Raw genomic sequence first — 26,135 nt, forward strand, 5'->3', positions numbered from 1 at the left:
GCACCCTATGTGTGGAATTATCGGCATTATCGGCAATGACGAAGTCGCACCGCGTCTGGTCGATGCGCTGAAGCGACTTGAATATCGTGGTTATGACTCTGCCGGTATTGCTACGCTGCTAGATGGCAAGCTTGATCGTCGCCGTGCGGAAGGCAAGCTGGTCAATCTGGAAAAGCGCCTTGCAGGTGAACCGCTTCCGGGCGTTATCGGCATTGGCCACACTCGCTGGGCGACCCACGGCAAGCCTGTTGAGCGCAATGCGCATCCGCATATCACGCCACGTCTGGCCGTTGTTCATAACGGCATTATCGAAAATTTTGCCGAACTGCGCACCATGCTTGCAGCGGAAGGCTACAAGTTCGAGACAGAAACCGACACCGAAGCTGTCGCACATCTCGTGACGCGTGAGCTGGAAAAGGGCAAGTCGCCGGTAGAAGCCGTGCGCGATTGCCTGCCGCAGCTGCAGGGTGCTTTTGCTCTCGCTTTTCTGTTTGAAGGCGATGAAGAAACCCTGATTGGTGCCCGTCAGGGACCACCACTGGCTGTTGGCTATGGCGAAGGTGAAATGTTCCTCGGCTCCGACGCTATCGCGCTTTCGCCGTTCACGGATACGATTGCTTATCTCGAAGATGGCGACTGGGCCGTGCTGACCCGCAAGGGCGTGACCGTCTATGATGAAAACAATGTAGAGGTTGAGCGCACGATTCAGAAATCGCAGACTGCAAATATGCTGGTCTCGAAGGGCAATCATCGCCACTTCATGCAAAAAGAGATGTTCGAGCAGCCGGAAGTGATTTCGCACACGCTCGCCAATTATCTCGATTTCACTACCGGCAAGGTGCGTCCGGAAGCAGTCAGCATAGATTTCAGCAAGATTGATCGTCTGACGATCTCTGCTTGCGGTACGGCTTTCTACGCAGCTTCGGTGGGTAAATACTGGTTTGAGCAGATCGCACGTTTGCCAGTCGACAGCGATATCGCTTCGGAATTCCGCTATCGCGAAATGCCGCTTTCAAAAGATTCGCTCGCGATGTTTGTTTCGCAGTCTGGTGAAACGGCAGATACGCTTGCTTCGCTTCGTTATTGTAAGTCACAGGGCCTGAAAATCGCCTCCGTGGTCAATGTCACTGGCTCGACCATTGCGCGTGAATCGGATGCTGTGTTCCCGACGCTTGCCGGTCCTGAAATCGGTGTTGCATCGACCAAGGCTTTCACCTGCCAGCTGTCGACCATGGCATCACTTGCTATTGCTGCTGCTAAAGCACGCGGTGCGATTGATGACAAGCGCGAGCAGGAGCTGGTGCGCCAGCTTTCGGAAGCTCCGCGCTTCCTTAATCAGGTTCTCAAGCTTGAAGACCAGATTGCTGCCGTCTGCCATGAGCTGGCCAAGGTTAATCATGTGCTTTATCTCGGCCGCGGAACATCCTTCCCGCTGGCGATGGAAGGTGCGCTGAAGCTCAAGGAAATTTCCTACATTCATGCCGAAGGCTATGCGGCTGGCGAACTCAAGCACGGCCCGATTGCGCTCATCGATGAGACCATGCCGGTTATCGTCATTGCACCGTCGGATCGTCTTTATGAGAAGACCGTTTCCAACATGCAGGAAGTGGCAGCACGCGGCGGTCGCATCATTCTCATCACCGATAAGAAGGGTGCTGCGGCAGCGAGCCTTGATACGATGGCGACCATCGTTCTGCCGGATGTGCCTGAGTTTATCACGCCGTTGGTCTATGCCCTGCCGATCCAGATGCTCGCTTATCACACCGCTATTCTGATGGGTACAGACGTCGATCAGCCGCGTAATCTCGCAAAGTCAGTGACTGTAGAATAAATTAAAACAATCGCTTATCTGGAAATTTTGACAGATAAATAGAAAAGGCCGCAGCGATGCGGCCATTTTCGTCTTTAATTTCGTGCATGTCGTTATCGGAAAACCGGTTCCCACTTTTCCGCGACATGCTTTATCCTGCGCGTAGCAGACGAATGGCCTCATCGCGACCGAAAAGATAGAGCAGAACGCGCAGTGCCTTTCCGCGTTCGCTTTCAAGGTCGGGGTCGCTGGTCAACACATAACGGGCATCTTTGCGGGCGATTTCCAGCAGGTCTCCGTGTGCCTCAATCGAAGCAAGACGGAAGCCTGGTGTACCGGATTGGCGGGTGCCAAGCAGCTCGCCTTCACCGCGCAGCTTCAGATCTTCTTCGGCGATGCGGAAACCGTCTTCCGTTTCACGCATCACCTTGAGACGCGCCTGTCCGATTTCACCAAGCGGACCTTTATAAAGCAGAAGACAGGTGGATGGTTTGTCGCCACGTCCGACGCGCCCGCGCAGCTGGTGCAATTGGGATAGGCCGAAACGTTCCGCATGTTCGATGACGATGATCGTTGCATCCGGCACGTCGACGCCAACCTCAATGACGGTGGTGGCGACGAGCAGCCGTGTTTCGCCCTGCTTGAAAGCGCGCATGGCTTCGTCTTTTTCAGCACCATTCATGCGGCCATGGATGAGGCCGATCTTGTTGCCAAAAACAGATTTGAGCGATTCAAAGCGTTCTTCGGCGGAAGTCAGCTCTACGACTTCGGATTCCTCAACGAGTGGGCAAATCCAATAGATCTTCTGCCCTTCGTGAACGGCCTTCCGAATACGCTCGACAAGTTCGCCCATGCGTTCCATGGGCAGAATGGCAGTGGTAATCGGCTGGCGTCCGGCGGGCTTTTCGGTGAGCTTGGATACATCCATATCGCCAAATGCGGTCAGAACCAGCGTGCGTGGAATAGGGGTTGCCGTCATCACCAGCATGTCGGGCGCGCTGCCTTTTGCCGTCAGCATCAGACGCTGATGCACGCCGAAACGATGCTGCTCGTCGATGATGACGAAGACGAGATCGTGATACTCGACCTTCTCCTGAAAAAGCGCATGGGTGCCGATAACAATATCGACTTCGCCGCTTTTCAAGCCCTCAAGCACGGCATTGCGTTCCTTGCCTTTTTCGCGACCTGTAAGAAGAGCGGCTTTCAGCCCAACCTTTTCTGCCAGAGGCGCAATGGTTGCAAAATGCTGCCTTGCCAGCACTTCCGTAGGCGCCATCAGGGCAGACTGACCACCAGATTCCGCAGCATGTGCCATCGATAAAAGGCCCACAACCGTCTTACCTGAGCCGACATCGCCTTGTAGCAGGCGAAGCATACGCTCAGGCGATTTAAGATCGGTGATGATTTCGCGAACCGCCTGATCCTGGCTCCCGGTCAGTTTATAGGGGAGGTGGCGCATGATTTCAGCAACGATGCGGCCATTGCCTTCCAGCGGACGCCCTGAAAGGCGGCGTGTTTTGGCACGCACGAGAGCCAGCGCCAGCTGTCCCGCCAGAAACTCGTCATAAGCCAATCTGCGCCGCGTAATGCTTTCAAGCGCAATATCGCTGGGGTCTTCCGGCAGATGCATCGTGTTGAGTGCGTCTTTGAAAGCGGTAAACCGCTCGCGTGCGATCAGCGGCCCGTCAATCCACTCGGGCAGCACCGGCACGCGTGTCAGAGCTTCTTTCATGGCGCGGCCAAGCGTTTTGGAAGAAAGCCCAGCCGTCAACGGATAGACGGGTTCGACCATAGGCAGATTGGCTGCATCTTCAAGGCTTGCGATATAATCCGGATGCACCATCGAGGCACGCCCGTTGAACCATTCGACCTTGCCGGAAACGATTACAGTTTCGCCTTCGGGCAGCATCTTTTCAAGCCATGGTAATTGCGCATGAAAGAATGTGAGGATGATTTCGCCGGTATCATCATGCGCAACCACGCGATGCGGAACATTGCCGCGTCCGCGCGGTGCTGGCTGATGCTGATCGACCATCACCTCAAGCGTGACAATCGCGCCTTCCTGCGCAAATGCAACGCCGGGACGATTGCGCCGGTCGATCACACTGTGAGGCGGCAGGAAAAGAAGCTGGCCAACTTTTGGCTCGGCTCCGGGCACATCTGTGCCTAAAAGTTTGCCAAGCAAAGCTGCCACTTTCGGGCCAATGCCGGAAAGGGAGCGGACGGAAGCGAAAAACGGATCAAGCACAGACGGACGCATGGCGGGGAGCATTAACTGCTTTGCTTTTCTGTGCAAGCCTTTGAAATAGTTTTGTACTATTTTTGTTCTTATTGAGGAAACTGGTTCCCTCATCGCCAACAGATGCTATATACCGGCAACATATTTGTTAATGGAGCGCTTAAACAATGACTGGCAGCACACTTGCGGCAGGGAATCTTGATGTAAGGCGTCGCAAGCTTCTGTTCCGCGCCTGGCATCGCGGTATGCGCGAGATGGATCTGATCCTCGGCCAGTATGCCGATCAGTATCTTCCAGACTTCACCGATGCACAGTTGGATGAGTTTGAGCAGATTCTTGAGGTGCTCGACCGAGATCTTTTGAAGTGGGTGACAGGCGAAAGCGAAACACCACAGGAATACGATACACCTTTATTCCGAGACATTATCGCTTTCCGCGACCGCATAGAATTTTGAGAATAAATCCCCATGCCCGTATTCAGCAAATTTGGTCTTAAAACCGGCCCAAGCGTTAAAAATGGCAAGCATATCGTTATCGACGGCGTAGCCGATGGTTTCGAGGCTTTTTGTCTTGCGCGTCTGGTAGAAGAGATCGGAGAACGCGGGCCTGTCTTGTATATTGTGCGCGATGGGCAGCGCATTGCTGATCTGGAACAGGTGCTGAACTTTGTTTCGCCCGATCTTCCTGTACTGCATCTGCCAGCATGGGACTGTCTGCCATATGATCGTGTGTCGCCGGGGGCTGACGCATCGGCGCGCAGGCTTGCGGCACTCGCTGCCTTGGCATCACTCAAGAAAACGCCGCATCCAGCTGTCATTATCACCACTGCCAACGCCATTCTGCAAAAGCTGCCACCGCAGGCCGCAATCGCCGAGCAGGTGATTTCCGCACGCCCCGGTAATCAGCTCAATATGAATGATCTGAGTGCGCGGCTTGAGCGTAACGGCTTTGAGCGTGTCTCGACGGTGCGTGACATTGGCGAATATGCTGTGCGCGGTGGCATTCTTGATCTTTATGCGCCGGGTTCAGAAGAACCGCTGCGGCTCGATTTCTTTGGCGACACACTCGAAACAATACGCGCGTTTGATCCGGCGTCGCAGCGCACCACAGGCGCGCGCAAGGAATTCGTGCTTCAGCCTATGAGCGAAATTTCGCTCTCGCCGGATATGATCAGCCGTTTCCGCAAGAATTACGTGGCGATGTTTGGCGCACCACAGCGGGATGATGCGCTTTATCAAGCGATCAGCGAAGGGCGTCGCTTTGCCGGTATGGAACATTGGCTGCCGCTGTTCTACGACAATCTCGAAACCGTATTTGACCATACGGGCGACATGCCGGTGGTGTTCGATCATCTGGTACATGAAGCGCTGACCGAGCGCCATACGATGGTCGTCGATCATTTTGAGTCGCGTTTGCGACAGTCCGAAGGCAAAGAGCCGGGCAGCGATGCTGTGCCGTATAAGCCGGTTAAGCCGGAAGCGCTTTATCTGACGCCACGCGAAGTTGAAGCAATTGCAGAAACGAGTGGTCTGCGCATTGATCTGACACCGTTCGGCACACCGGAAGTCTCAGGCCGCACGGTTGTTCATGCTGACGTTCATAAAGGTCGCAGTTTTGCAGAAGAGCGCGCTGCGACCGATGTGAACTTGTTTGAAGCGGCGGTTAAATATATCGCCGATCTGCGCGTGGCTGGCAAAAAAGTGCTGGTGGCTGCATGGTCGGAAGGTTCGCTCGACCGTCTCTTGCAGGTGTTGGACGAGCACGGCCTTGAAAAGATCGAGACGGTGGATCGTCTTTCCACTGTAAAGGCACTGTCGCGTGACAACATCACGGCTGCGGTTCTGGCTGTTGAAAGCGGCTTCGATGCAGGTGATCTCGTTGTCGTTGCCGAACAGGATATTCTGGGCGATCGCCTTGTACGCCGCTCCAAACGCCGTAAGCGCGATCAGGATTTCATTTCGGAAGCGGCTTCGCTTTCGGCTGGCGATATCGTGGTTCACGTCGATCACGGTATTGGTCGCTTCGTCGGTCTAAAGACCATCACGGCTGCAGGTGCGCCGCATGACTGTCTCGAAATTCATTATGCGGGCGATGATCGGCTGTTCCTGCCAGTTGAGAATATTGAGCTGCTCTCTCGCTTCGGGTCGGAAGGATCGGAAGCAGTTCTTGATAAGCTCGGCGGCGGCGCATGGCAGATGCGCAAAGCCAAGCTCAAGAAGCGCCTGCTTGAGATTGCCGGTCATCTGATCCAGATCGCAGCCGAACGACAGATGCGTGGCGCGCCAGTCATGCAGCCGCCAGAAGGCCTTTACGCAGAATTCGCAGCGCGTTTCCCTTATGATGAAACCGAAGATCAGCTGCGCGCCATTGATGCCATCACGGACGATCTGGGTGCAGGCAAGCCAATGGATCGCCTCATCTGCGGTGACGTTGGTTTCGGCAAGACGGAAGTGGCGCTTCGCGCGGCGTTCGTTGCAGCTTTGAGCGGCTTTCAGGTGGCTGTCGTCGTGCCGACCACGCTTCTGTCGCGCCAGCATTTCAAGACTTTCTCGACGCGCTTCCATGGTCTTCCGGTCAATGTCGCGCATGCTTCGCGTCTTGTCGGAACGAAAGAGCTGGCCGCCACCAAGAAAGGTCTTGAAAACGGCACTGTCGATATTGTGGTTGGCACCCATGCACTATTGGGCAACTCCATCAAGATCAGAAATCTCGGCCTGCTTATCATTGACGAAGAGCAGCATTTTGGCGTGAAGCACAAGGAACGGCTTAAGGAACTGAAGTCGGACATTCACGTCCTGACGCTTTCCGCAACGCCGATCCCACGCACATTGCAGCTGGCTTTGACGGGCGTTCGTGAGCTTTCACTGATTACGACGCCACCGGTCGACCGCATGGCCGTGCGTACCTTCGTATCACCGTTTGATCCCTTGGTGATCCGCGAAACATTGCTGCGCGAACGCTATCGTGGTGGCCAGAGCTTCTATGTTTGCCCGCGCATTGCCGATCTCACAGAGATCGAGGAATTCCTGAAGGACCATGTGCCGGAACTGAAAGTGGCCGTGGCACATGGCCAGATGGCGCCGGGTATGCTCGACGACATCATGAATGCCTTCTATGACGGGCAATATGATGTGCTGCTGTCGACGACCATCGTGGAATCGGGCCTCGATATTCCGACGGCCAATACGATGATCGTGCATCGCGCCGATATGTTCGGTTTGGCGCAGCTTTATCAGTTGCGGGGACGTGTTGGCCGCTCCAAGCAGCGTGCTTTCGCGCTGTTCACACTGCCTGCCGGTCGCACGCTGACGCAGACTGCCGAGCGCCGCCTGAAGGTTCTGCAATCGCTCGACACACTTGGCGCGGGCTTCCAGCTTGCAAGCCATGACATGGATATTCGCGGTGCGGGCAATCTGCTCGGCGAAGAACAATCCGGTCACATCAAGGAAGTGGGCTTCGAGCTTTATCAGCAGATGCTGGAAGAAGCAGTTGCAACGCTCAAGGGCACCATTGAAGTTGAAGACAGCCAGTGGTCACCGCAGATTGCAATCGGTACGGCTGTGATGATTCCGGAGGCCTATGTGCCGGATCTGCAATTGCGCCTTGGGCTGTATCGTCGTCTTGCAGACCTTGAAGAACCGCAGGAAATCGATGCATTCGGCGCAGAGCTGATCGACCGTTTCGGACCAATGCCGGAAGAAGTACAGCATCTGCTCAAGATCGTTTACATCAAGGCACTCTGCCGCCGCGCCAATGTCGAGAAGCTCGATGCTGGTCCGAAGGGCGTGGTTATCCAGTTCCGCAATGCAACTTTCAACAATCCGGTCGGGCTGGTGAAGATGATCGGCGAGCAGGGGTCCATGGCCAAGATCAGACCAGATCAGAGCATTGTTTTCATTCGCGATTGGGCTACGCCCGAAAAGCGTCTTAATGGCTCGGCTGTCATCATGACTCAGCTGGCCAAGATTGCTACCGGCAGTTAAACAGTTAGCTATTAAACACTGAGGGTTCAGTGCCATTCCCCGGCTCTGAAGTTTAAAACGGAGAGAACTTTGATGCTAAAGAATGCTTTGCGCGTTTCCTGCGCCGCTGCAGCACTCCTATTTGTTTCTCAATCGGCTTTCGCTTTGTCTACGCCGAATTGCAAGGTTGAGACGATTGAGCATTTCGTCAAGACCTTCAGCCATGATATTTCGATTCAGGAAGCCAATACCGCAAAGACCGTCATCTTTGAGAGCTTGGATATGGAAGCCGATCCGGAGCCAAAGAAGGTCAGCACCGAAGTTCCGCTCGCTGATGTTGAATGGCCGGTGATGCCAGATGTGGAAACGCTGGCCGGAAGAAAGAAACAGGCTGAGTACAAAGACGGTGAAAACGGCAATAAGATTGTCGTAATCAAAGGCACCGACAATGGCGAATATATGGAATTTGAATTTGCCAAGCAGCCGTGCTGGACGCTGGTTCGCGTATCAGACGAAAGCATGTAAATATTTGTTTGATATTTAAAGAAAAAGCCCGTGCATCTGAATGAATGCACGGGCTTTTTAGTTGCTTATTCGGGTATCAGCGGTCTTCGGAAATGCCAGGCTCAAAACCTTCCGCTGTCTGCTGAATAGCATCAGCGAGCGCGGAGGCTGACTGCGCACCCATGACGGCATATTTCTGGTCGATGATGAAGCACGGAACGCCGCGCACGCCGATGCGGTTTGCAGTGTCGATTTCTTCGCGGATCGTGGCCTTGTCGGCCTCGCTTTGCAGGAGGCGGGCAACGATCGGTGCTTCCATACCAACGCTTGCTGCAGCATCAATCAACACTTCATGGTCGCCAATATCCTGTCCCTGCTCGAAATAGAGCGAGAATAGTCGGCCAACCAGCTTGTCCTGAAGGCCGGTCCAGCCTGTGCAGCCCAATGGATCAGCCGGTGAGCATCAAGCGTATTTGGCGCGCGTGTAATGGCTTCAAAATCGAAGACAATATCGTTCTCTTCGCCAAGCTCAGTTAGCTGCTTGTGAATGTCGTCAATTTTCGAGCCGGTACCGAATTTTTCGCGCATATAGGCCTGACGATCCTTGCCCTGTGGAGGCAGAGAAGGGTCGAGCTGATAAGGACGCCAGCGAACTTCAGCGTCAACTTCCGGCGTCAATTCGAGTGCCTGTTCCAGCCTTTTGCGGCCGAGGAAGCACCATGGACAAACGACATCAGACACAACGTCGATGGTGATTTTTCTTGTGGTCATAAGGTGCTCCGTTCGGCGAGCAGGAGGATTATCCTCCCGCTTGCTTATCTTTATAGATCGAAAATGTAGGGTGAATTACGACGTGATCAACTCAGTCTATTTGCTTGCCTGCCACCAGGTTGGCAACTGATAGCCGTAAAGCGATGTTTTCTCCGGATGTCTGATCCGATCCCAGCGTGCCACCCACTGATAAGGCAGGTAATAGAGCGGGATGTAATAATCACCGGAGATGAGAATGCGGTCGAGGGCACGCACGGCACTCACAAAATCATCGCGTTCCCGCGCCGCAAGCATCGCTTCGATCATCGCATCGACTGCCGGATCGGATACGCCGGGATAGTTGAAGCTGCCTTGTGCATCGCGTGATGCAGAGCCCCAGCGCATCCATTGCTCGTTGCCTGGTGATAGCGAGCCCGTGAGGGCACCGAGGATCATGTCGTAGTCGAATGTCTGCAAACGCTGCTGATATTGTGCGTCATCAGCGGTGCGAATTTCGGCATCGATTCCGAGGCGGGCGAGGTTGCGCTTATAGGCCAGCGCTACCTTTTCCTCGTCAGCGGAACGTGTCATGATTTCAAACTGGAATAGCTTGCCAGATGGATCAATCGCCTTGCCATGCTCAAACGAGAAGCCGGCATCTATCAGCAGTTCATAAGCTTCCTTGGCCGGGCCGCGATCATGGCCGGTGCCATCGGTGGTCGATGGATGCCACGTTCCTTCCAACACATCCTTGCGAACAGCATCAGGGAAAGCGGCGAGAAGCTCCCGCTCGTGCGCATCAGCAGCTTTACCTACCGATGACAGATCTGAGCCTTCCCAGAAACTTTGCAGACGTTCATACTGACCAGCAAAGAGATTTCGATTGGCCCATTCGAAATCGAACAGAAGCCCGAGTGCCCGTCTGACGCGACGATCTTCGAACACTGGACGGCGTGTGTTGAAGACGAAGCCAAGCATATTTGCTGGCGTTCCCTTCTCGAAGTTTTCTTTAACGACTTTGCCTTCCTTGACTGCCGGGAAGTCGTAGGATTTTTCCCAGCGTGTCGGGTTGGCATCGATGAATACGTCGAGAATGCCCTTCTTGAAGGACTCAAACAGCGATGTCTCATTGCGATAATACTCAATTGAGATCGTGTCGAAGTTATTCAACCCATGCTGAACTGGCAGATCCTTGCCCCAGTAATCCGGGTTGCGCTTATAGGTGATGCGCTGGCCGGGCTGAACGCCAGAGACGGTGTAAGGGCCGCTTCCCACTGGAGGCTTGAGTGTCGAATTGCCAAATGTCGCTGGATCGATTGCGTGCTTGGGCAGCACCGGCATCGTTCCGGCAATCAGCATCGGAAACTCGCGATCGGATTTGTCATTGAAGACAAAGCGCACGGAGCGCTCGCCGGTCTTTTCGATTTTCTCGATCCGGCTCATTCGATTGTTGTAAGGCGGACGGCCTTTTTCCGTGAGAATGTCGTAGGTGAAGATGACATCCTCAACTGTTACCGGTTCACCATCAGACCATTTTGCTTTTGGATTGAGCGTGAATTCGACCCATTTGCGTTCCGGGTCGATCGCGACCTTCTCAGCAAGCAATCCGTAAAGCGTGAAAGGTTCATCGCGTGAACGCTGCATCAGCGTTTCGTAGACCAGATTCCCGAAATCGGCATCGCTGAAAAGCGCGCGCGCTGTTGTACGCATACTTTTGAGAACGAACGGATTAAGGCTGTCAAACGTTCCGACAACACCCATACGCAGCGCGCCGCCTTTTGGGGCGTCGGGATTGGCATATGGAAAGCTGGTGAAATCAGCAGGCAGTGCCACGTCGCCATGCATTGAAAGTGCATAGTCTGGCGCTGCACCATTTTCGGCCTTCGCTGGAGCGATGCTGGCGCAAATGCCGATAAGGCTGGCTAAAGCTGTGTTGCGGAAAAGAGCAAACAATCCAGTCAACTTTCTCGCGTCCTCGTTCAACTTAATAGGTTCATTGTAAATAAGTGTGAAATCTTAGTATCGATTCGTGTGGCGAAATTAGCATGAACCTTGAGTTTGTGCGGATTAACAGCGTGTCTGACGCGCGACAGTGCAGATTAAAACAAAAAATATGACGTATTTTGCTGGTTGAAAGGCTTCGACCATCTGGATTCATATCAGAAGTCGTTGTAACACGACGCCCGGAATGGGATGTTAATTCCCAAAGGTCACGCTGTTGCCGCATTTTCTAATCAGTGACGGTCTATCGCTGACTCAACCAGAGACGGAAGATCATAGCGTTGAAAGGAACCTGTTGATCATGACCAGCACGAAGACAATCGCTGCCGCATCCGCATTTGCTGGCGCGTTCGCCCTGCTTGCCTCCGCGACGATGCCTGCAGCTGCACAGCAGCCGCCTCAGGGTTGGTTCAAGGTTTGCTCGAAGCAGGAAGACAATGACATCTGCAACACGCAGAACATTATCACTGCAGACTCCGGCCAGTTGCTGACCGCAGTCAACCTCATCGAGATCAAGGGCAAGATCAATCGTAAGATTTTTCAGGTCACTGTTCCAATCGGCCGCCTGATCCCTGCTGGTGTAGGTCTGCAGATCGACAATGCCAAGCCAACCAAGCTTGAGTATGGCATTTGCTTCCCGGATCGCTGCATTGCTGAAGCTCCGCTTTCAGACGATCTGATCAATGCGCTGAAGAAAGGCACGAAGGTTACGCTGACTTCGGTCAACTACCAGAACAAGCAGAACCCGATTCCAGTTGCTCTGACCGGCTTCTCGGCAGCTCTTACCGGCCCGGGCCTCAAGCAGTCTGAACTCGAAGAACGCCAGAAGGAACTTCAGGACGCTGTTGCTAAGCGCCAGAAGGAATTCGAAGAAAAGATGAAGGCTGAACAGGCCAAGGCAAAGGGCGCAGCTAACTAAGCTGCTCTATTGCAATGAATCGAAAAGGGCGCTTTTTAGCGCCCTTTTTGTTTGTGCATTTGATTAAGTGATCCGAGTAAATACCCGATTTTATTTAATTGGCGTGCAGCTTCACGCGGTACGACCCGTTATCAAGCTTGTCGAACATTTCACTGATCTGCGGATGACGCAGCGGCTCATCGCTCAGATCCGGTACGAGGTTTTGCTCAGAGACATAGGCCACATATTCGGACTCCGAGTTTTCTGCCAGCAAATGATAGAACGGCTGATCGCGGCGCGGCCGGGTCTCTTCAGGGATGGACTCATACCATTCCTCGGTGTTCGCAAATTCCGGATCGACATCAAAAATGATCCCTCGGAAAGGAAACAGTCGATGCTTGACCACCTGTCCGATCTGAAACTTAGCGTGCGTTATCTGTGTTATACCCATGAGACATATGTAGTTCACCGCGCGCTGAATTAAAGCTGCGGGAGGTTTCAGGTTCGGTTATTGAGGCGATTTATTATTTTGTCGCGCTTTTCCCGCGATTAGGGAGTTTCGGAAGCCGCGGCAACAGCTGAGAAAAGCCGCTGCCAGGGCGCAAGCCTTCACGCATGAAGAATGCGCGGAGTGGCGCAAAAGAGCGCAGCATTTCCAGGCCAACGCCGCGTGCAATCTGTGCTGGCAGCATCGGCGAGAGCAGCGAACGGTTGAGTGCATCCACAGAACCTGTGCGGGCCAGAATATCTGGACGACGGCCACGATCATAAGCGCGGATCACACGGTCCGAACCGGGGTCCGATGGATCGCTTGCAATGGCCTTGATCAGTGTTTCGACGTCGCGTGTGCCGAGATTAAGCCCCTGCGCGCCGATAGGCGGGAACACATGCGCTGCTTCACCGATTAAAATAGTGCGCTTTGATGCAAATGAAAGCGGCACCATTCCCGATAGCGGCCACGCTTGCGGACGGATATCAATCGTCACCTTGCCAAGCATTGATTGCATCATGTCTTCGATGCGCTGAGCGAGGGCCAAGTCATCCAATGCGAGCAGCATTTCGGCACGGCCGGGATTCACCACCCAGACGAGACTCGAACGTTTTCCCTTAAGTGGAACCTGTGTGAACGGGCCTTCTTCTGTATGAAATTCGGTCGAGATGTTCTCGTGTTCGACTTCATGCGCAAAAGAAAGCACCACGGCCGTCTGCGGATAGCTCCAGCGACGTGTGCGAATACCAGCGGCTTCGCGCGCAGCGGAATTGCGTCCATCAGCTGCTACGACAAGACGGGTATGCAGCGTATCGCCGCCTGCAAGCGTTATGGTGACGTGATCGCCATTGTTGCGATATTCGATTGCAGGCTGCGTGATGCGTTTAATTGCAGGGTTGTTTTCAACCGCTTCCGCAAGCTTCTGGTTCAACGCTGCATTGGGGATGTTGTAGCCAAAGGCTGTTTCATCGATTTCGCCTGCGCGGAATGTTACGGCGGGGCTGCGGATGAGACGCTGCGTGGCATCGACAATACGCATTGAAGCAAGAGGAGCAGCTTCAGGCGCGATATCGCCCCAGACGCCGATTTCTTCAAGAAAGCGGATAGCTGGCATCATCAGCGCTGTGGTGCGGCGGTCGTTTCTGTCGGTTTCCGGACCGAGCAGTGCCGTGCGATAACCTTTGGCGCTTAGGGCCAATGCGGCCATCATTCCGGCAGGGCCACCGCCACTGATTGTGATTTCGGTGAGGGGCTTTTCTACAACCACGTCATTCATAGTGCTCTATCCCTGGCCAGAAACTTCCGGCCCAAAGCGATTCTTATCGCGTCGTATTTGTTGTCACTTAACCGCAAATGGCGGTCAAAGGCCATTGTTGCATAAGCTAAAACCCAATCTTTGGTGGAATGAGGGCGGTTTTGTCTCACGACTTACTTGCTCTTTTCGCCTTATTCGGGGAAAGCTTTGTGCAACAGCATGGCTTCCACCGATCATTCGCGTTGGAGGTCTTATCTGCCGCTTCACGCCTTGTTGGAAGATTGAAGGCGGCGATCAAGAGAAATGGCAAACGGCGTGAAAAGCAAACTGACCGGAAAACTCAAAGCCAAGAAAGTGACCGCGCCACAGGCGAAGGCATTTTCTGTTCATCTGCTCACCGCGTCCGGTTCATTTCTGGCGTTTCTGTCAATCGTGGCTGCAAGTGATGGCCGCTACACCGCGATGTGGTGGTGGCTTGGTCTTGCATTGTTCGTCGATGGCATCGACGGACCAATCGCGCGTAAGCTCGAAGTCAAATATGTGCTGCCGAACTGGTCGGGCGAATTGCTCGACAACATTATCGACTATGTGACCTATGTGTTGATACCGGCCTTTGCGCTTTATCAAAGCGGTTTCATGGGGACGAACCTGTCGTTCATATCCGGTGCGATTATCGTGGTTTCGAGCGCGATTTATTATGCCGACACCGGCATGAAGACGAAGGAGAACTTCTTCAAAGGCTTCCCGGTCGTCTGGAATATGGTGGTGTTTACGCTCTTCATTGTCCGGCCCGGAGAATGGGAAGCCTTCGCCATTGTGGTTCTGTCGGCGATCCTTTCCTTCCTGCCAATCAGCTTCCTGCATCCGGTGCGTGTGGTGCGTCTGCGCCCGCTCAATCTGACGATCTTTTTACTGTGGTGTGCCTTTGGCGCTGCAGGTCTTTACTATACGCTCGATGCGCCGCTCTGGGTGCGCGTCGGCATCACAGTGACCGGTCTTTATATCTACTTCATCGGCGCAATCATGCAGTTCTTCCCTAATCTCGGACGAACTGCTGCTGTTATCGCGGCTGAACAGGCTGCAGAAGCGAAGAAGAGAGGCTGAGGAGACCATGATCAACGCTATTCGGGTTCACCAGACCGGCGGTCCGGGAGTCCTGCAATATGAACAGATCGAGATCGGTGAGCCGGGAGCAGGTGAAGCCAAGGTGCGCCATGAGGCCATTGGGCTGAACTTCATCGACGTTTATTTCCGCACTGGACTTTATAAGGCAGCGCAGATGCCGTTTACGCCCGGCAACGAGGGGGCAGGCATTGTCGTGGCTGTCGGCTCTGGCGTCGAAAACCTCAAGGTTGGCGATCGGGTTGCCTATGCAGCGACGCCCGGCTCCTATGCCGAAGAGCGCATTTTGCCTGCCGACAGGCTTGTTAAAGTACCTGACAGCATCGAACTGAAAACCGCTGCTGCCATGATGCTCAAGGGCATGACGGCGCAATATCTTCTGCGTCAGACCTTCGTTGTGAAGCCGGGACACACGATCCTGTTTCATGCGGCAGCAGGCGGCGTGGGGCTTATTGCCGGTCAATGGGCGAAGCATCTTGGTGCAACCGTTATCGGTACAGCCGGATCGGAAGAGAAGATCGCTCTGGCCAAAGCGCATGGCTATGACCATGTCATCAATTACCGCACCGAAAACTTCGTTGAACGTGTGAAGGAATTGACCGGCGGCGAGGGCGTGAATGTCGTCTATGATTCCGTGGGTCGCGACACCTATATGGGGTCGCTCGATGTTCTGAAGCCGCTGGGCATGTTTGCCTGCTTCGGTCAGTCATCCGGCGTTATTCCCCCGTTTGATCTCAATCTTCTCGCTCAGAAGGGTTCGCTTTTTGCCACCCGCCCGACGCTGTTTAATTACGTTGCAAAGCGTGCTGAACTCGAGAAGACGGCGAACGAGTTGTTCGATGTCGTCGCAAGTGGTGCAGTGAAGATCGAAATCAACCAGACCTATGCGCTGAAAGATGTGCGTAAAGCGCATGAAGACCTCGAAGCGCGCAAGACGACGGGTGCGAGTATTCTGCTTCCGTAATATAGAAGCTGTGAGCACGATCCCGAAAAGTTGCGAGGCTTTTTGGATCATAAATTGCGTGAAATGAATCGGCGGTGTGCATATGTCCTCCGCCGTTTTCTTTTTGGCTTTTCAAGAACGAACTTGCTGGATAAGGTCGTTCAAAAATAACCTTGGGGAACAATGTCAGCGCCTTTATCCGACCGGCCTCTTTTGGATGTCCGCCGGCTCACTAAAGTATTTGGTCAACTCAGAGCGTGCGATGCGGTAGATCTCGTCATCGAAGCTGGGGAAATACATGCCCTTTTGGGTGAAAACGGTGCTGGCAAATCCACATTCGTGAAAATGCTGTTCGGCGCGCTCCAGCCTCTGGAGGGCGAGATCGTCTGGAAGGGTCAGCCGGTAACAATCAACGAACCAGCTACGGCAAGAAAACTTGGCATCGGCATGGTTTTCCAGCATTTCTCGCTGTTTGACTCGCTCACTGCTGCCGAAAATATTGCGCTGTCGCTCAACGGTTCGCTGTCCCTTTCCGAAGTCGCAAAACGTGCGCGCGATGTGGGGCAGGCTTACGGTCTTCCAATTGATCCGCAAGCCCATGTCGGTGACCTCTCGGTTGGTGAACGCCAGCGTATCGAAATTGTGCGCTGCCTTTTGCAGGAACCGGACCTCATCATTCTTGACGAGCCGACATCGGTTCTCACACCGCAGGAAGCTGACCGCCTGTTTGAAACGCTGGAGCGTTTGAAGGCGGAAGGCAAGTCGATCCTTTATATCAGTCATCGCCTGGAAGAGGTGAAACGGCTTTGCGACCGCGCCACTGTGCTGCGTCACGGCAAAGTCGTCGCGCATTGTGATCCCAGACAGGAAACGGCTGCATCGCTTGCCCGCATGATGGTCGGAAATGACATCAAGGTCGTGGCACGCAGCCCGATGGCAGCTTTAGAAACACAGGCAGCGCCGCTTTTTGAAATCAAAAACCTGTCTCAAGCTCCGCGCGGTCCGTTTTCGACTGCACTGAAAGACATTTCTCTCAGCATTAAAGCCGGTGAAGTTGTTGGTATTGCTGGCGTTGCCGGTAACGGGCAGGGCGAGTTCTTTGAAGCCATTTCGGGCGAGGTTCTGCAATCTACGCCCTCGTCGGTACGCATTCGTGGCACGGATGCTGGCAAACTCGACATTAGTGAGCGCCGCATGATGGGCGCAGCTTTTGTGCCGGAAGAGCGCCTTGGACATGGCGCGGTTCCAGCGCTGACGCTGACCGACAATCTTTTTCTTTCGCGCTATAAGACCGATGCGAAGGCCTTCATGCGCGGCGGCAAGTTGAAACTTATTGCCGAAAGCGCGCTGCGCTCGGCTGCAAAGCGCATCATCGATACAATGGATGTACGCAAGAGTGCGGAAAATCCCCCAGCTTCGGCCTTGTCGGGCGGTAATCTGCAGAAGTTCATCATCGGACGCGAGCTGGACCGTTCTCCCTCTGTAATGGTCGTCAATCAGCCGACATGGGGCGTGGATGCAGGCGCTGCGGCGCATATCCGGCAGGCTCTGGTTGATCTCGCCCGCTCGGGTTCAGCCGTGCTTGTGATTAGTCAGGATTTGGATGAACTGCTCGAAATCAGTGATCGTATTGCCGTGATGAACCATGGCGCGCTTTCCGATCCAATGCCTATCGCAGACGTAACGCTGGAAAAGATTGGCCTTCTGATGGGCGGCGTTTCCGGCTCGGATCAGGCGGGGGCAGCGTGATGCGTATTGAACTCGTAAAACGTCCGCAGCCTTCAAAAATCTTTAGCGCCGTTTCGCCGTTGCTGGCCTTGGCGCTTACACTTGTTTTTGGTGGTATTGCCTTTGCGTTGATGGGCAAAGACCCGCTTCATGCGCTTTATGTCTTCTTTGTCGAACCACTGTTTGACGTCTGGTCATGGCATGAGCTTCTGGTTAAGGCCACACCGCTTATTCTGATCGCCATTGGTCTTTGCGTCTGTTTCCAGTCCAACAACTGGAATATCGGCGCTGAAGGCCAGTTCATTATTGGCGCAATTACCGGTTCGATCCTGCCGGTGATGTTCCCCGATCTGCAGATGTGGATCGTATTGCCTTTGATGATGCTGATGGGCATGGCGGGTGGAGCTGCCTATGCCTCCATCCCGGCGCTTCTGAAAGTTCGCTTCAACACCAATGAAATTCTTACCAGCCTGATGCTGGTTTATGTCGCGCAATTGTTCCTCGACTGGTTGGTGCGTGGTCCATGGCGCAATCCGGAAGGCTATAATTTTCCGGAAACCCGGCAGTTTAATCCAAGTGCGGTGCTGCCTGAAATCTGGAGTGCATCAGGCCGTGCCCATTGGGGCTTCATCTTTGCCATTGTTGCTGCGGTGCTGGTCTGGTTCCTGCTCGCCAAGACGCTGAAAGGCTTTGAGGTCAAGGTTATCGGCCAAAGCCCACGGGCAGGGCGCTTTGCAGGTTTCAGTCGCGGTAAGCTGGTCTTCTTTGTCTTCGCAATTTCAGGCGCACTGGCTGGTCTTGCAGGCATCGCCGAAACCTCCGGTGCCATTGGCCAGCTACGCCCTGTCATCTCACCCGGATATGGCTTTACGGCGATTATCGTTGCCTTCCTTGGAAGGCTCAATCCGATTGGTGCGATTGCAGCTGGTTTCGTGCTGGCACTTTCATATCTTGGCGGCGAAGCGGCACAGGTTGCCATCGGTATCTCCGAAAAGTCAGCGCGCGTGTTTCAGGGCATGATCCTGTTTTTCGTGCTCGCTTGCGACACGCTCATTCACTATCGCATCCGCTTTGTGGCGGGTCGCTCAGCAGGAAAGGCCTGATCAATGGATTTGACACAGGCAATCCTCCTCACCATCGCAACAGCTGCAACACCGTTGCTGATTGCAGCCATTGGTGAACTCGTTGTCGAACGCTCCGGCGTCTTGAACCTTGGCGTCGAAGGCATGATGCTGATGGGTGCTGTTTCCGGGTTTGCTGCCGCGCAGTTCACCGGCTCGGCGTGGCTCGGCATGATTGCCGCCATTCTGGTAGGCACGTTGTTTTCAGGCATTTTCGCTTTTCTAACACTGTCGCTTGTGACCAATCAGGTAGCAACAGGTCTCGCGCTCACTATTCTGGGCATTGGTGCCTCAGCCATGTTGGGCGAAAGCTTCGTCGGTATGCCGGGCGTGCGTTTAGGTGCGATCAATATCCCATATCTCAGCGATATTCCTTATGTCGGTCGCTTCCTCTTCGGGCAGGATCCGATTTTCTACATATCCATATTGCTGGTGATTGGCGTGACATGGTTCCTGTTTCGCACGAGAGCAGGTCTACAATTGCGCGCTATCGGTGACAATCACGGCTCAGCCCATGCGCTTGGTGTGCATGTGGTTCGCACGCGTTATCTCGCCGTGCTGTTTGGCGGCGCTTGTGCAGGGCTCGCGGGAGCGCAGCTGTCGCTGGTCTATGTGCCTCAATGGGTGGAGAACATGTCGGCAGGGCGTGGCTGGATTGCACTTGCACTCGTCGTATTCGCCTCATGGCGTCCATGGCGTGTTCTGATCGGCGCCTATCTCTTCGGTGCCGTAACCATTGGCCAGCTTCATGCGCAGGCGCTTGGTTTCGGTCTTCCGTCGCAGTTCCTTTCGGCCTTGCCTTATATCGCGACTATTGTGGTTCTGGTCATCATCTCGCGCAACAGGCGTCTGACGATGATGAATACGCCTGCGTCGCTCGGCAAACCTTTTGTGCCGGACAGGTAAATATGAGTTCTGAACGGCAGACCGGCTCCCACGGCCTGCCGTTTTGTTTTGAGGGTGACAACAAGGAGTGCAGGGAACATGAAAAAGACGCTGTTGGCGATCGCCACTGCAGCCAGCTTTATGGTTGGCGGGGCAGCACATGCAGAAGACAAGCTGAAAGTCGGCTTCATCTATATCGGACCTCCGGGAGATTTCGGCTGGACCTATCAGCACGATGTGGCCCGCAAGGAAATGATCGAATCTCTTGGCGACAAGGTCGAAACGACCTTCCTCGAAAACGTACCGGAAGGTGCGGATGCCGAGCGTTCGATCGAGCGTCTTGCTCGCGCAGGCAACAAGCTGATCTTCACGACCTCTTTCGGTTATATGGACCCAACCATCAAGGTTGCTGCCAAGTTCCCGGATGTGAAGTTTGAACACGCAACCGGTTACAAGACCGCTGACAACGTATCTGCTTACAATGCGCGCTTCTACGAAGGTCGCTATGTGCAGGGCGTGATCGCTGCCAAAATGTCGACCAAGGGCGTTGCTGGCTATATCGCTTCGGTTCCAGTGCCGGAAGTGGTGCAGGGCATCAATGCATTCATGCTCGGCGCTCAGTCGGTCAATCCTGACTTCAAGGTCAAGGTCATCTGGGTCAATTCATGGTTCGATCCAGGCAAGGAAGCAGACGCTGCCAAGGCACTGGTTGACCAAGGCGTGGATATCCTGACCCAGCACACGGATTCGACTGCTCCGATCCAGGTTGCGCATGAGCGTGGCATCAAGGCATTCGGTCAGGCTTCGGACATGATCAAGTTCGGCCCTGAAACCCAGCTCACAGCAATCGTGGATGATTGGGGCCCATACTATATCGACCGCGCCAAGGCCGCGCTTGACGGTTCGTGGAAGACGCAGAACATCTGGTGGGGAATGAAGGAAGGCCTCGTCAAGATGGCGCCTTACACCAACATGCCAGACGACGTTAAGAAACTGGCTGAAGAAACCGAAGCCAAGATCAAGTCGGGCGACTTCAAGCCATTTACCGGTCCTATCAAGAAGCAGGACGGTTCGGAGTGGCTCAAGGAAGGCGAGCAGGCTGACGACAAGACCCTGCTCGGTCTGAACTTCTACGTCGCAGGCGTTGACGACAAGCTGCCACAATAAGCAATTTGAAGATCGAATAAGGAAGGGCGCTTGATGCGCCCTTTTTCTTTTACATCAAGGAACTAGTTGAATTCATTAAAGCGACAGCTTCATGCCTTCATGACTGTCAACAAAACCGAGCGATTGATAAAAACGCAGGGCATCGGCGCGCGATTTATCGGTCGTCAATTGCACAAGTTCGCAACCACGTTCGCGGCATTTATCGATTGCCCACGCAATCATTTGTCGGCCTACGCCACCACCGCGTATACTACTTGCAATACGCACGCTCTCGATCTGCCCGCGCCACATGCCCTTGCGCGAAAGGCCGGGAATGAAGCTGAGCTGTAAGCAGCCGATTAATTGTTCATCCTGTTCAACCACAGCAAGCAGCTGGTTTGGGTCGCTTTCGATGGCGTTGAATGCATCAATGTAACACGCTTTCAATGGGTGGCTTGCATCTTCGCGTTTTGCCCCAAGTGCATCATCTGCAAGCATGGCAACAATCGCCGCCAGATCGGACTGACTGGCTTTGCGGATGGATATTGCAGTATCGGTCATTGAGAACGTCCATGGGCTTTACAGCGGTTCCAGTTAAGACTGAATCGTTGGAGCCGCTGTAACTATTTGTTTTTACGCATTATCCGACGCAAAACCGGTTCCCACTTTTGCTGGAAATGCTTTAATTTGTAGGTATAAGCCTATTCGTTCACGCGCATTCCCGAAACCCTTCATAAACAAAAAGCCGGAGCGTAGCCCCGGCTTAAAATCGTTCATTCAGGCTATTTTACTCAGCAGCGTCGGCAGGTGCTGCATTGAGCATGCCGTAGCGTTCTTCGCCAATCTTAGCGAGAAGATCGAGCTGCGTTTCGAGGAAGTCGATGTGGCCTTCTTCGTCAGCAAGCAGTTCGTCGAAAAGCTGCTTGGAAACGTAATCGCCGAGTTCGTCGCAAATCTCGCGCGACTTCTTGTATGATGCGCGTGCATCATATTCGCCAGCCAGATCGGCTTCCAGAACTTCCTTGACGTTCTGGCCAATGCGCAGCGGAGCAACCGTCTGAAGGTTTGGATGACCTTCGAGGAAGATAATGCGGTCGATCAGCTTGTCAGCATGCTGCATTTCTTCGATGGATTCTTCACGTTCCTTCTTTGCAAGACGCGTGAAGCCCCAGTCGTTCAACAGACGATAGTGCAGCCAGTACTGGTTGACGGCGCCGAGCTCGAGAAACAGTGCCTCGTTAAGCCGCTCGATGACCTTTGGTTCGCCTTTCATTCCAAGAACTCCCGAATTTTTCTCGTAGAGAACGTACACGATCCATGAACTGGATGACGTTTTCGTCCATATGGTTGCGACGAAGATGGTATTCTTCGGTAACCCTTATGATGGTTTCTACGACGTTTGGGAAGCAGCCACAGCAACGGCCGCTCTTGGACATGGCGTTATAAACGGTGCCAGGGACAATCAACCGCCAGCAATCTTCATCGAGAAGTTGTATGACGACGGCTTCGATGTCTTTATCAGTAATAACATTGCAGCTGCAGACTAGCATGAGCAGTAAACTCCGGCATCTGCAATGCGATGTGAAAGTATATTATTCACAATACGGCTGGAATAAACCCGTTCGTTGCCTGCGAAGGCATCAGAAATACAGCTATCAGCTGCTACATTTATTTGTACGCGCGCTTGGCGCAACTCTGAACCGAACAATGGTTCCTCCAATTGCAGGGGTTAAAGGCCCGAACATCAAAGGTAAGCTTCGATAAGTCTTTATAAAACCCACCGAATTAAGTCAGGTTATGGCTTTTGTGGGGTGGTTCTGTCAAATTTTATGTTTTTGAAACGTTCTAAAAATCAATAAGTTAGAATAATTCTAAATATGAGTTAACAGCCCATCTTTAAACATTAATTAGCATTTTCACCTACTCAAAACGGGGCCATTTTGACCCCGTTTCAACTTTATGTGCCATTTCGCCGCACCGTGTGGAAAACACACTCAAACGAGCGATCAGATGCCTTCAACAGCCTCGAATCCCTCAAACTGAGGTGGGCCGGCATAAAGTGGCTTACGGTCGCCTGCATTGCGATGCGCGTTGCGGAACTGCTCTGATTTGGTCCAGAAGACAAAATCTTCACGCGTTTTCCAGACAGTGTGCGAGGAGTAAAGCGTATAGCCTTCTTCTTCATTGGTCGCGCCACGCAGAAGGTTGAAACTTTCGAAGCCCGGAAGTTCGGCGAGCTGGGAATCGCGGTTTCTCCAGACGGTTTCGAACTCGGCTTCGTTGCCGACGATAACCTTGAAGCGATTCATTGCGATGAACATTGCTGATCCTTTTCTTTGCAAAGATGGACTGGCTACAAAAATTCGTCAGGACAATCGCACAGATGATCTGTCGTGTCCTGTTGGTTTTCCGGCGAGTGCGGTGGTAGGGCCCGCACTCGCCGCGTCGTATCTCGGGATATGAAGGCCACAGCCGCGGTCAGAGTTGGGTGGACTTCGTAGACACGACGATTGGTTTCCGGGAGGCAACAACCTCCCGAATGTGATTAGAACTTCTGCGTCAGCGACAGCTTGAAGTAGCGGCCAGCTTCTGAGTAGCGTTCAGTCACATTAGCTAAGCTGTTTACATTCATAGCGTTGTAGTAGGTCTTGTCGAATATGTTGTAGACGCCAGCCTGAAGACGCGTGCCATTCAGTTGTTTTGGCTCCCACCAACCTGTCAGATTGACGAGACCATAGCCGGGCAAACGACGTGTTTGTGTCCCTGTTTGGGTTGAAATAGTCTGATTAACGTACGCCGCTGCGACAACACTGGTGTCAAGGCCCCAGGATTCAGCATTGTAACCCACACCGAACACGCCCTTGAAGGGCTGTGATGATGCCAATGGGATATTATCATCCAGGTTCATAGCCTTCGCGTAAGCCAACGTGCCGTGCACATTGAAGCCGTTCACGAAGTTATGGTGCGCTTTTACTTCGATACCGGCAATCCGTGCCTTATCGAGGTTGCGATACTCGGTCAGGCCCATTGGAAATTCGGTTGTGCGGGTGGTTACGGTATCGATGAAGTCACTGTAGCGGTTCACGAATGCCGTGATTTTACCGCCTGAATTCTGATCGCCAAAATTTGCGCCGACATCGATGCCGTATCCCTTCTCAGGGTTAAGGTCAGGATTGCCGATTGTGCCATAGCCAGCAGACAGGTAGGTGACATAAAGCTGATCAATTTCTGGGGCTTTGTAAGTCGTAGATACCTGCGCAAAGAGTTCAAGAGCTGGTGTGGCCTGCCAGGAGAAGCGGATCTTTGGCGAAATGCGGCTGTCCGAATTGTTAGCATAACCGCTTATCGAATCTGGCTCATACTTAAACCAGTCAAACCGCATACCCGGAGTGATGGCAAAAGGCGTATCGCCTATTTCGATACGGTCTTCAGCGAAGAGGCCAAAGCGATAGTTGTCGACGTCAGGTGTATCTGCCTGATTGATATGCAAGAATGCGCAGGTCGGGCTTTGAACACCACGAATACATGCGTCATCACCTGTAAACGACTGAGTGCTTTTGCCGATACTGAAATCACCACCAACAGTCAGCGAGTGATTGAGAATCCCAGTGTCGAAACCGAGATTTGTATAACCACTTGCCCCGTAACGTTCATCCTCCAGCTTATAATGGCGGCTGAAAGGACCTGCGAGGGCGCCTTTGCGTATGGTGTCCGTACCATAAGAGCGCGTCATCTTTTGCCAGTAAACAGTTGCCCAGGCATTGTTTACAAGGCCATCGCCTTGGCCTTCATAACGATAGTCGAGCGATACACGATCACGATCGTTTTTGCGGTTCTGATTGTAATCGCGATTGTTGTAGGTCGTGCCTGCGTCCGAATTCAGATTGGTGTCTGAATCATACCGATTGCGCTCGGCTGTTATGCCGATGGTGTGACCGCCTTCAAGCTCCTGACGTAGCTTGAACATCAGGTTGCTGCGGTCGTAATCTTTAGGATCGGCCTCGGTGCGTGCTGCGCCATATCCGCCGACGTCACCCGTTCCGCGAATTTCATGGCCGCGCTTATACGAGCCCTGAAACAGAACCGAGGTGTTCTGAATCTTCTGTGCAACCGCGCCAGAGCCGATGAAGGATCGGTCGGAGCCGTCGTAAGTCAGCTTTGCGATGCCGCCGAATGCTTTGCCCGGAGCAAGCAGGTCTTCCGGTTCCAGTGTTCTCAACGCGATCGCGCCGCCCATAGCGCCCGAGCCAAGACGGCTGGCATCTGCGCCGTAAAGCACGTCAAATGTGGAGAGAGCAGAAATATCATATGCATCGCTGCTGCCACCGCTCACATCGGTACGGATGGCTGCGTCGAGATAAGGAATAGGAATGCCGTCGATTGTCGTGAGTACGCGATCATCCTGAAGACCGCGAATGTTCACGCTACCGGTCGTAGCGCTGACGGCGAGGCCAGGTTCCAGCGTGTTGGACAGATCCCGGACGGAATCAATGTCCTTCTTGCGGATTTCGTCAGCGGTTGTGACGTTTGCCAAAGGTGTATCGGAAACCGATCCCTTTGTGCCGCGTGTGTTCTTGATAACAATAGGTTTCAGCTCGACGCCGTTGTTGTCTGTCGCTGCAGCTTGTTCCTGCGCGTATGCATTCGATGTCATTGCCAGAATTACAACAGCGAGACCTGTGCTCGCCAGAAATGACCGCGTCTGTTCCCCGTTTTTCGCCCGCATTGCCTTGGTTTCTCCTGAGGCCAAAGGAAGTCTCTCGCGCCCAAAGGGGAGCAAGAAGATCAATTGTTACAAATGGTTAGTTTCTCCTCATCCCGAGAGGAGCATTTGTGCTGGCTGGAAGGGACAACCTTCGGGCTTGCGCTGGAAAAAACAAGATTTAAACTTGACTCGTTTAATCCAGTAAGGCAGTGATTATAAAACATGACTTTCGATGTCAACTAATGATTTGTTTGGCATCCGGTCAGTTCACAAGACGGCTCCATAACTGGTGCAGAGGCAATAAAATGAATAGGCGAATCCATATCGACATGCAGGTGCGGTTGCCGCGTGAACGCGTCTCCAGCCGCATGCCCGAAATTCAATCCCGTCTTGAAACGGGCGGACAAGCTAAATCGCACGTTTCTGAACAGTCCTACGAGCCGCAGCTCAAAACTTATGGCAGCCGTGAACTCTTCAACGGCTCTCGTGAAGTGGCGATAGAGCACGGCGGCTCTCTCTATCGTTTGAAGATCACCCGTCAAGGCAAGCTCATCCTGAACAAATAGGCAAACAACA

Annotated in this window: 21 protein-coding genes and 1 pseudogene; 12 read left to right on the top strand and 10 right to left on the bottom strand. The window is 53.5% G+C overall.

The window, feature by feature from the left end; genetic code table 11:
* Positions 1-7 precede the first annotated feature (7 nt).
* Positions 8-1,831: a glutamine--fructose-6-phosphate transaminase (isomerizing) gene (glmS, locus tag CEV34_RS22940; RefSeq protein WP_007878851.1), complete on the top strand. Its 1,824-nt coding sequence runs from the start codon at positions 8-10 to the stop codon at positions 1,829-1,831.
* A gap of 130 nt (positions 1,832-1,961) precedes the next feature.
* Here the strand turns inward: glmS and recG are convergent, their stop codons facing one another.
* Positions 1,962-4,082 (bottom strand): ATP-dependent DNA helicase RecG, encoded by a 2,121-nt coding sequence (gene recG / locus CEV34_RS22945; protein ID WP_171379654.1) that lies wholly within the window; start codon positions 4,080-4,082, stop codon positions 1,962-1,964.
* 134 nt (positions 4,083-4,216) lie between these two features.
* Between recG and CEV34_RS22950 the strand changes: the two genes are divergently transcribed.
* The 3 genes from CEV34_RS22950 (at position 4,217) to CEV34_RS22960 (ending at position 8,536) form a co-directional block, all read left to right on the top strand.
* Positions 4,217-4,504, top strand: coding sequence for an FAD assembly factor SdhE (locus CEV34_RS22950; protein ID WP_064321612.1), 288 nt, complete (start codon positions 4,217-4,219; stop codon positions 4,502-4,504).
* Between the two features lie 12 nt (positions 4,505-4,516).
* Complete coding sequence (gene mfd, locus CEV34_RS22955) at positions 4,517-8,032, top strand: transcription-repair coupling factor (protein WP_007878860.1); 3,516 nt, start codon at positions 4,517-4,519, stop codon at positions 8,030-8,032.
* Positions 8,033-8,104: 72 nt separating this feature from the next.
* On the top strand, positions 8,105-8,536 hold the full coding sequence (locus CEV34_RS22960) for a hypothetical protein (RefSeq protein WP_007878861.1): 432 nt from the start codon (positions 8,105-8,107) through the stop codon (positions 8,534-8,536).
* 76 nt (positions 8,537-8,612) lie between these two features.
* Here the strand turns inward: CEV34_RS22960 and CEV34_RS22965 are convergent.
* A pseudogene (locus CEV34_RS22965) lies at positions 8,613-9,286 on the bottom strand (DsbA family oxidoreductase).
* 96 nt (positions 9,287-9,382) lie between these two features.
* Positions 9,383-11,110: an extracellular solute-binding protein gene (locus tag CEV34_RS22970; protein WP_083898664.1), complete on the bottom strand. Its 1,728-nt coding sequence runs from the start codon at positions 11,108-11,110 to the stop codon at positions 9,383-9,385.
* 457 nt (positions 11,111-11,567) lie between these two features.
* On the opposite strand from CEV34_RS22970, the gene CEV34_RS22975 reads away from it, so the two are divergent.
* Entirely contained in the window at positions 11,568-12,185 is a 618-nt protein-coding gene (locus CEV34_RS22975) for an invasion associated locus B family protein (RefSeq protein ID WP_007878867.1), read from the top strand.
* Positions 12,186-12,279: 94 nt separating this feature from the next.
* Here CEV34_RS22975 and hspQ read toward each other — a convergent pair whose 3' ends face one another.
* Both hspQ and CEV34_RS22985 read right to left on the bottom strand, forming a co-directional pair.
* Positions 12,280-12,615, bottom strand: a complete 336-nt coding sequence (gene hspQ, locus CEV34_RS22980; RefSeq protein WP_007878868.1) for a heat shock protein HspQ — start codon at positions 12,613-12,615, stop codon at positions 12,280-12,282.
* A 73-nt stretch (positions 12,616-12,688) separates the two neighbouring features.
* Complete coding sequence (locus CEV34_RS22985) at positions 12,689-13,930, bottom strand: UbiH/UbiF family hydroxylase (RefSeq protein WP_007878869.1); 1,242 nt, start codon at positions 13,928-13,930, stop codon at positions 12,689-12,691.
* 282 nt (positions 13,931-14,212) lie between these two features.
* Here CEV34_RS22985 and pcsA point away from each other — a divergent pair, with 282 nt between their 5' ends.
* From pcsA to CEV34_RS23015, 6 genes are all read left to right on the top strand, one after another.
* Positions 14,213-15,013 (top strand): phosphatidylcholine synthase, encoded by an 801-nt coding sequence (pcsA, locus tag CEV34_RS22990; RefSeq protein WP_007878870.1) that lies wholly within the window; start codon positions 14,213-14,215, stop codon positions 15,011-15,013.
* Positions 15,014-15,020: 7 nt separating this feature from the next.
* On the top strand, positions 15,021-15,995 hold the full coding sequence (locus CEV34_RS22995) for a quinone oxidoreductase family protein (RefSeq protein WP_007878876.1): 975 nt from the start codon (positions 15,021-15,023) through the stop codon (positions 15,993-15,995).
* A 162-nt stretch (positions 15,996-16,157) separates the two neighbouring features.
* Complete coding sequence (locus CEV34_RS23000; RefSeq protein WP_007878877.1) at positions 16,158-17,723, top strand: ABC transporter ATP-binding protein; 1,566 nt, start codon at positions 16,158-16,160, stop codon at positions 17,721-17,723.
* Complete coding sequence (locus CEV34_RS23005; RefSeq protein ID WP_007878879.1) at positions 17,723-18,805, top strand: ABC transporter permease; 1,083 nt, start codon at positions 17,723-17,725, stop codon at positions 18,803-18,805. The genes CEV34_RS23000 and CEV34_RS23005 overlap by 1 nt, the downstream gene beginning before the upstream one ends.
* A gap of 3 nt (positions 18,806-18,808) precedes the next feature.
* The gene (locus CEV34_RS23010) at positions 18,809-19,729 is read left to right on the top strand and encodes an ABC transporter permease (RefSeq protein WP_007878881.1); all 921 of its coding nucleotides are present in this window, start codon (positions 18,809-18,811) and stop codon (positions 19,727-19,729) included.
* A 78-nt stretch (positions 19,730-19,807) separates the two neighbouring features.
* Positions 19,808-20,875 carry a BMP family ABC transporter substrate-binding protein gene (locus CEV34_RS23015; RefSeq protein ID WP_007878884.1) on the top strand — a complete coding sequence of 356 codons (1,068 nt, stop codon included), beginning with the start codon at positions 19,808-19,810 and terminating at the stop codon, positions 20,873-20,875.
* 75 nt (positions 20,876-20,950) lie between these two features.
* On the opposite strand, the gene CEV34_RS23020 is transcribed toward CEV34_RS23015, so the two are convergent.
* The 5 genes from CEV34_RS23020 to CEV34_RS23040 all read right to left on the bottom strand — a co-directional run bounded on the left by CEV34_RS23020 (position 20,951) and on the right by CEV34_RS23040 (position 25,580).
* Complete coding sequence (locus CEV34_RS23020) at positions 20,951-21,415, bottom strand: GNAT family N-acetyltransferase (RefSeq protein ID WP_007878886.1); 465 nt, start codon at positions 21,413-21,415, stop codon at positions 20,951-20,953.
* 226 nt (positions 21,416-21,641) lie between these two features.
* Positions 21,642-22,127 carry a bacterioferritin gene (gene bfr / locus CEV34_RS23025; RefSeq protein WP_007878888.1) on the bottom strand — a complete coding sequence of 162 codons (486 nt, stop codon included), beginning with the start codon at positions 22,125-22,127 and terminating at the stop codon, positions 21,642-21,644.
* Positions 22,093-22,404: a (2Fe-2S)-binding protein gene (locus CEV34_RS23030; RefSeq protein WP_083898663.1), complete on the bottom strand. Its 312-nt coding sequence runs from the start codon at positions 22,402-22,404 to the stop codon at positions 22,093-22,095. Before CEV34_RS23030 ends, bfr begins: the two co-directional genes overlap by 35 nt.
* 456 nt (positions 22,405-22,860) lie before the next feature.
* Positions 22,861-23,175 (bottom strand): antibiotic biosynthesis monooxygenase family protein, encoded by a 315-nt coding sequence (locus CEV34_RS23035; protein ID WP_007878892.1) that lies wholly within the window; start codon positions 23,173-23,175, stop codon positions 22,861-22,863.
* A 224-nt stretch (positions 23,176-23,399) separates the two neighbouring features.
* Positions 23,400-25,580 carry a TonB-dependent hemoglobin/transferrin/lactoferrin family receptor gene (locus CEV34_RS23040; protein ID WP_007878897.1) on the bottom strand — a complete coding sequence of 727 codons (2,181 nt, stop codon included), beginning with the start codon at positions 25,578-25,580 and terminating at the stop codon, positions 23,400-23,402.
* A gap of 284 nt (positions 25,581-25,864) precedes the next feature.
* Between CEV34_RS23040 and hemP the strand changes: the two genes are divergently transcribed.
* Positions 25,865-26,125, top strand: a complete 261-nt coding sequence (gene hemP / locus CEV34_RS23045; RefSeq protein ID WP_039860725.1) for a hemin uptake protein HemP — start codon at positions 25,865-25,867, stop codon at positions 26,123-26,125.
* The last annotated feature ends 10 nt before the right edge of the window (positions 26,126-26,135 follow it).

It is taken from the genome of Brucella pseudogrignonensis, from assembly GCF_002252525.1.
Classification (GTDB): domain Bacteria; phylum Pseudomonadota; class Alphaproteobacteria; order Rhizobiales; family Rhizobiaceae; genus Brucella; species Brucella pseudogrignonensis.

What these genes read in the sequence shown, in the direction of transcription:
- glmS (WP_007878851.1), top strand. Translation starts at nt 8, where the DNA reads ATGTGTGGAATTATCGGCATTATCGGCAATGACGAAGTCGCACCGCGT.
- recG (WP_171379654.1), bottom strand. Translation starts at nt 4,082, where the DNA reads ATGCTCCCCGCCATGCGTCCGTCTGTGCTTGATCCGTTTTTCGCTTCC.
- CEV34_RS22950 (WP_064321612.1), top strand. Translation starts at nt 4,217, where the DNA reads ATGACTGGCAGCACACTTGCGGCAGGGAATCTTGATGTAAGGCGTCGC.
- mfd (WP_007878860.1), top strand. Translation starts at nt 4,517, where the DNA reads ATGCCCGTATTCAGCAAATTTGGTCTTAAAACCGGCCCAAGCGTTAAA.
- CEV34_RS22960 (WP_007878861.1), top strand. Translation starts at nt 8,105, where the DNA reads ATGCTAAAGAATGCTTTGCGCGTTTCCTGCGCCGCTGCAGCACTCCTA.
- CEV34_RS22970 (WP_083898664.1), bottom strand. Translation starts at nt 11,110, where the DNA reads ATGCATGGCGACGTGGCACTGCCTGCTGATTTCACCAGCTTTCCATAT.
- CEV34_RS22975 (WP_007878867.1), top strand. Translation starts at nt 11,568, where the DNA reads ATGACCAGCACGAAGACAATCGCTGCCGCATCCGCATTTGCTGGCGCG.
- hspQ (WP_007878868.1), bottom strand. Translation starts at nt 12,615, where the DNA reads ATGGGTATAACACAGATAACGCACGCTAAGTTTCAGATCGGACAGGTG.
- CEV34_RS22985 (WP_007878869.1), bottom strand. Translation starts at nt 13,930, where the DNA reads ATGAATGACGTGGTTGTAGAAAAGCCCCTCACCGAAATCACAATCAGT.
- pcsA (WP_007878870.1), top strand. Translation starts at nt 14,213, where the DNA reads ATGGCAAACGGCGTGAAAAGCAAACTGACCGGAAAACTCAAAGCCAAG.
- CEV34_RS22995 (WP_007878876.1), top strand. Translation starts at nt 15,021, where the DNA reads ATGATCAACGCTATTCGGGTTCACCAGACCGGCGGTCCGGGAGTCCTG.
- CEV34_RS23000 (WP_007878877.1), top strand. Translation starts at nt 16,158, where the DNA reads ATGTCAGCGCCTTTATCCGACCGGCCTCTTTTGGATGTCCGCCGGCTC.
- CEV34_RS23005 (WP_007878879.1), top strand. Translation starts at nt 17,723, where the DNA reads ATGCGTATTGAACTCGTAAAACGTCCGCAGCCTTCAAAAATCTTTAGC.
- CEV34_RS23010 (WP_007878881.1), top strand. Translation starts at nt 18,809, where the DNA reads ATGGATTTGACACAGGCAATCCTCCTCACCATCGCAACAGCTGCAACA.
- CEV34_RS23015 (WP_007878884.1), top strand. Translation starts at nt 19,808, where the DNA reads ATGAAAAAGACGCTGTTGGCGATCGCCACTGCAGCCAGCTTTATGGTT.
- CEV34_RS23020 (WP_007878886.1), bottom strand. Translation starts at nt 21,415, where the DNA reads ATGACCGATACTGCAATATCCATCCGCAAAGCCAGTCAGTCCGATCTG.
- bfr (WP_007878888.1), bottom strand. Translation starts at nt 22,127, where the DNA reads ATGAAAGGCGAACCAAAGGTCATCGAGCGGCTTAACGAGGCACTGTTT.
- CEV34_RS23030 (WP_083898663.1), bottom strand. Translation starts at nt 22,404, where the DNA reads ATGCTAGTCTGCAGCTGCAATGTTATTACTGATAAAGACATCGAAGCC.
- CEV34_RS23035 (WP_007878892.1), bottom strand. Translation starts at nt 23,175, where the DNA reads ATGTTCATCGCAATGAATCGCTTCAAGGTTATCGTCGGCAACGAAGCC.
- CEV34_RS23040 (WP_007878897.1), bottom strand. Translation starts at nt 25,580, where the DNA reads ATGCGGGCGAAAAACGGGGAACAGACGCGGTCATTTCTGGCGAGCACA.
- hemP (WP_039860725.1), top strand. Translation starts at nt 25,865, where the DNA reads ATGAATAGGCGAATCCATATCGACATGCAGGTGCGGTTGCCGCGTGAA.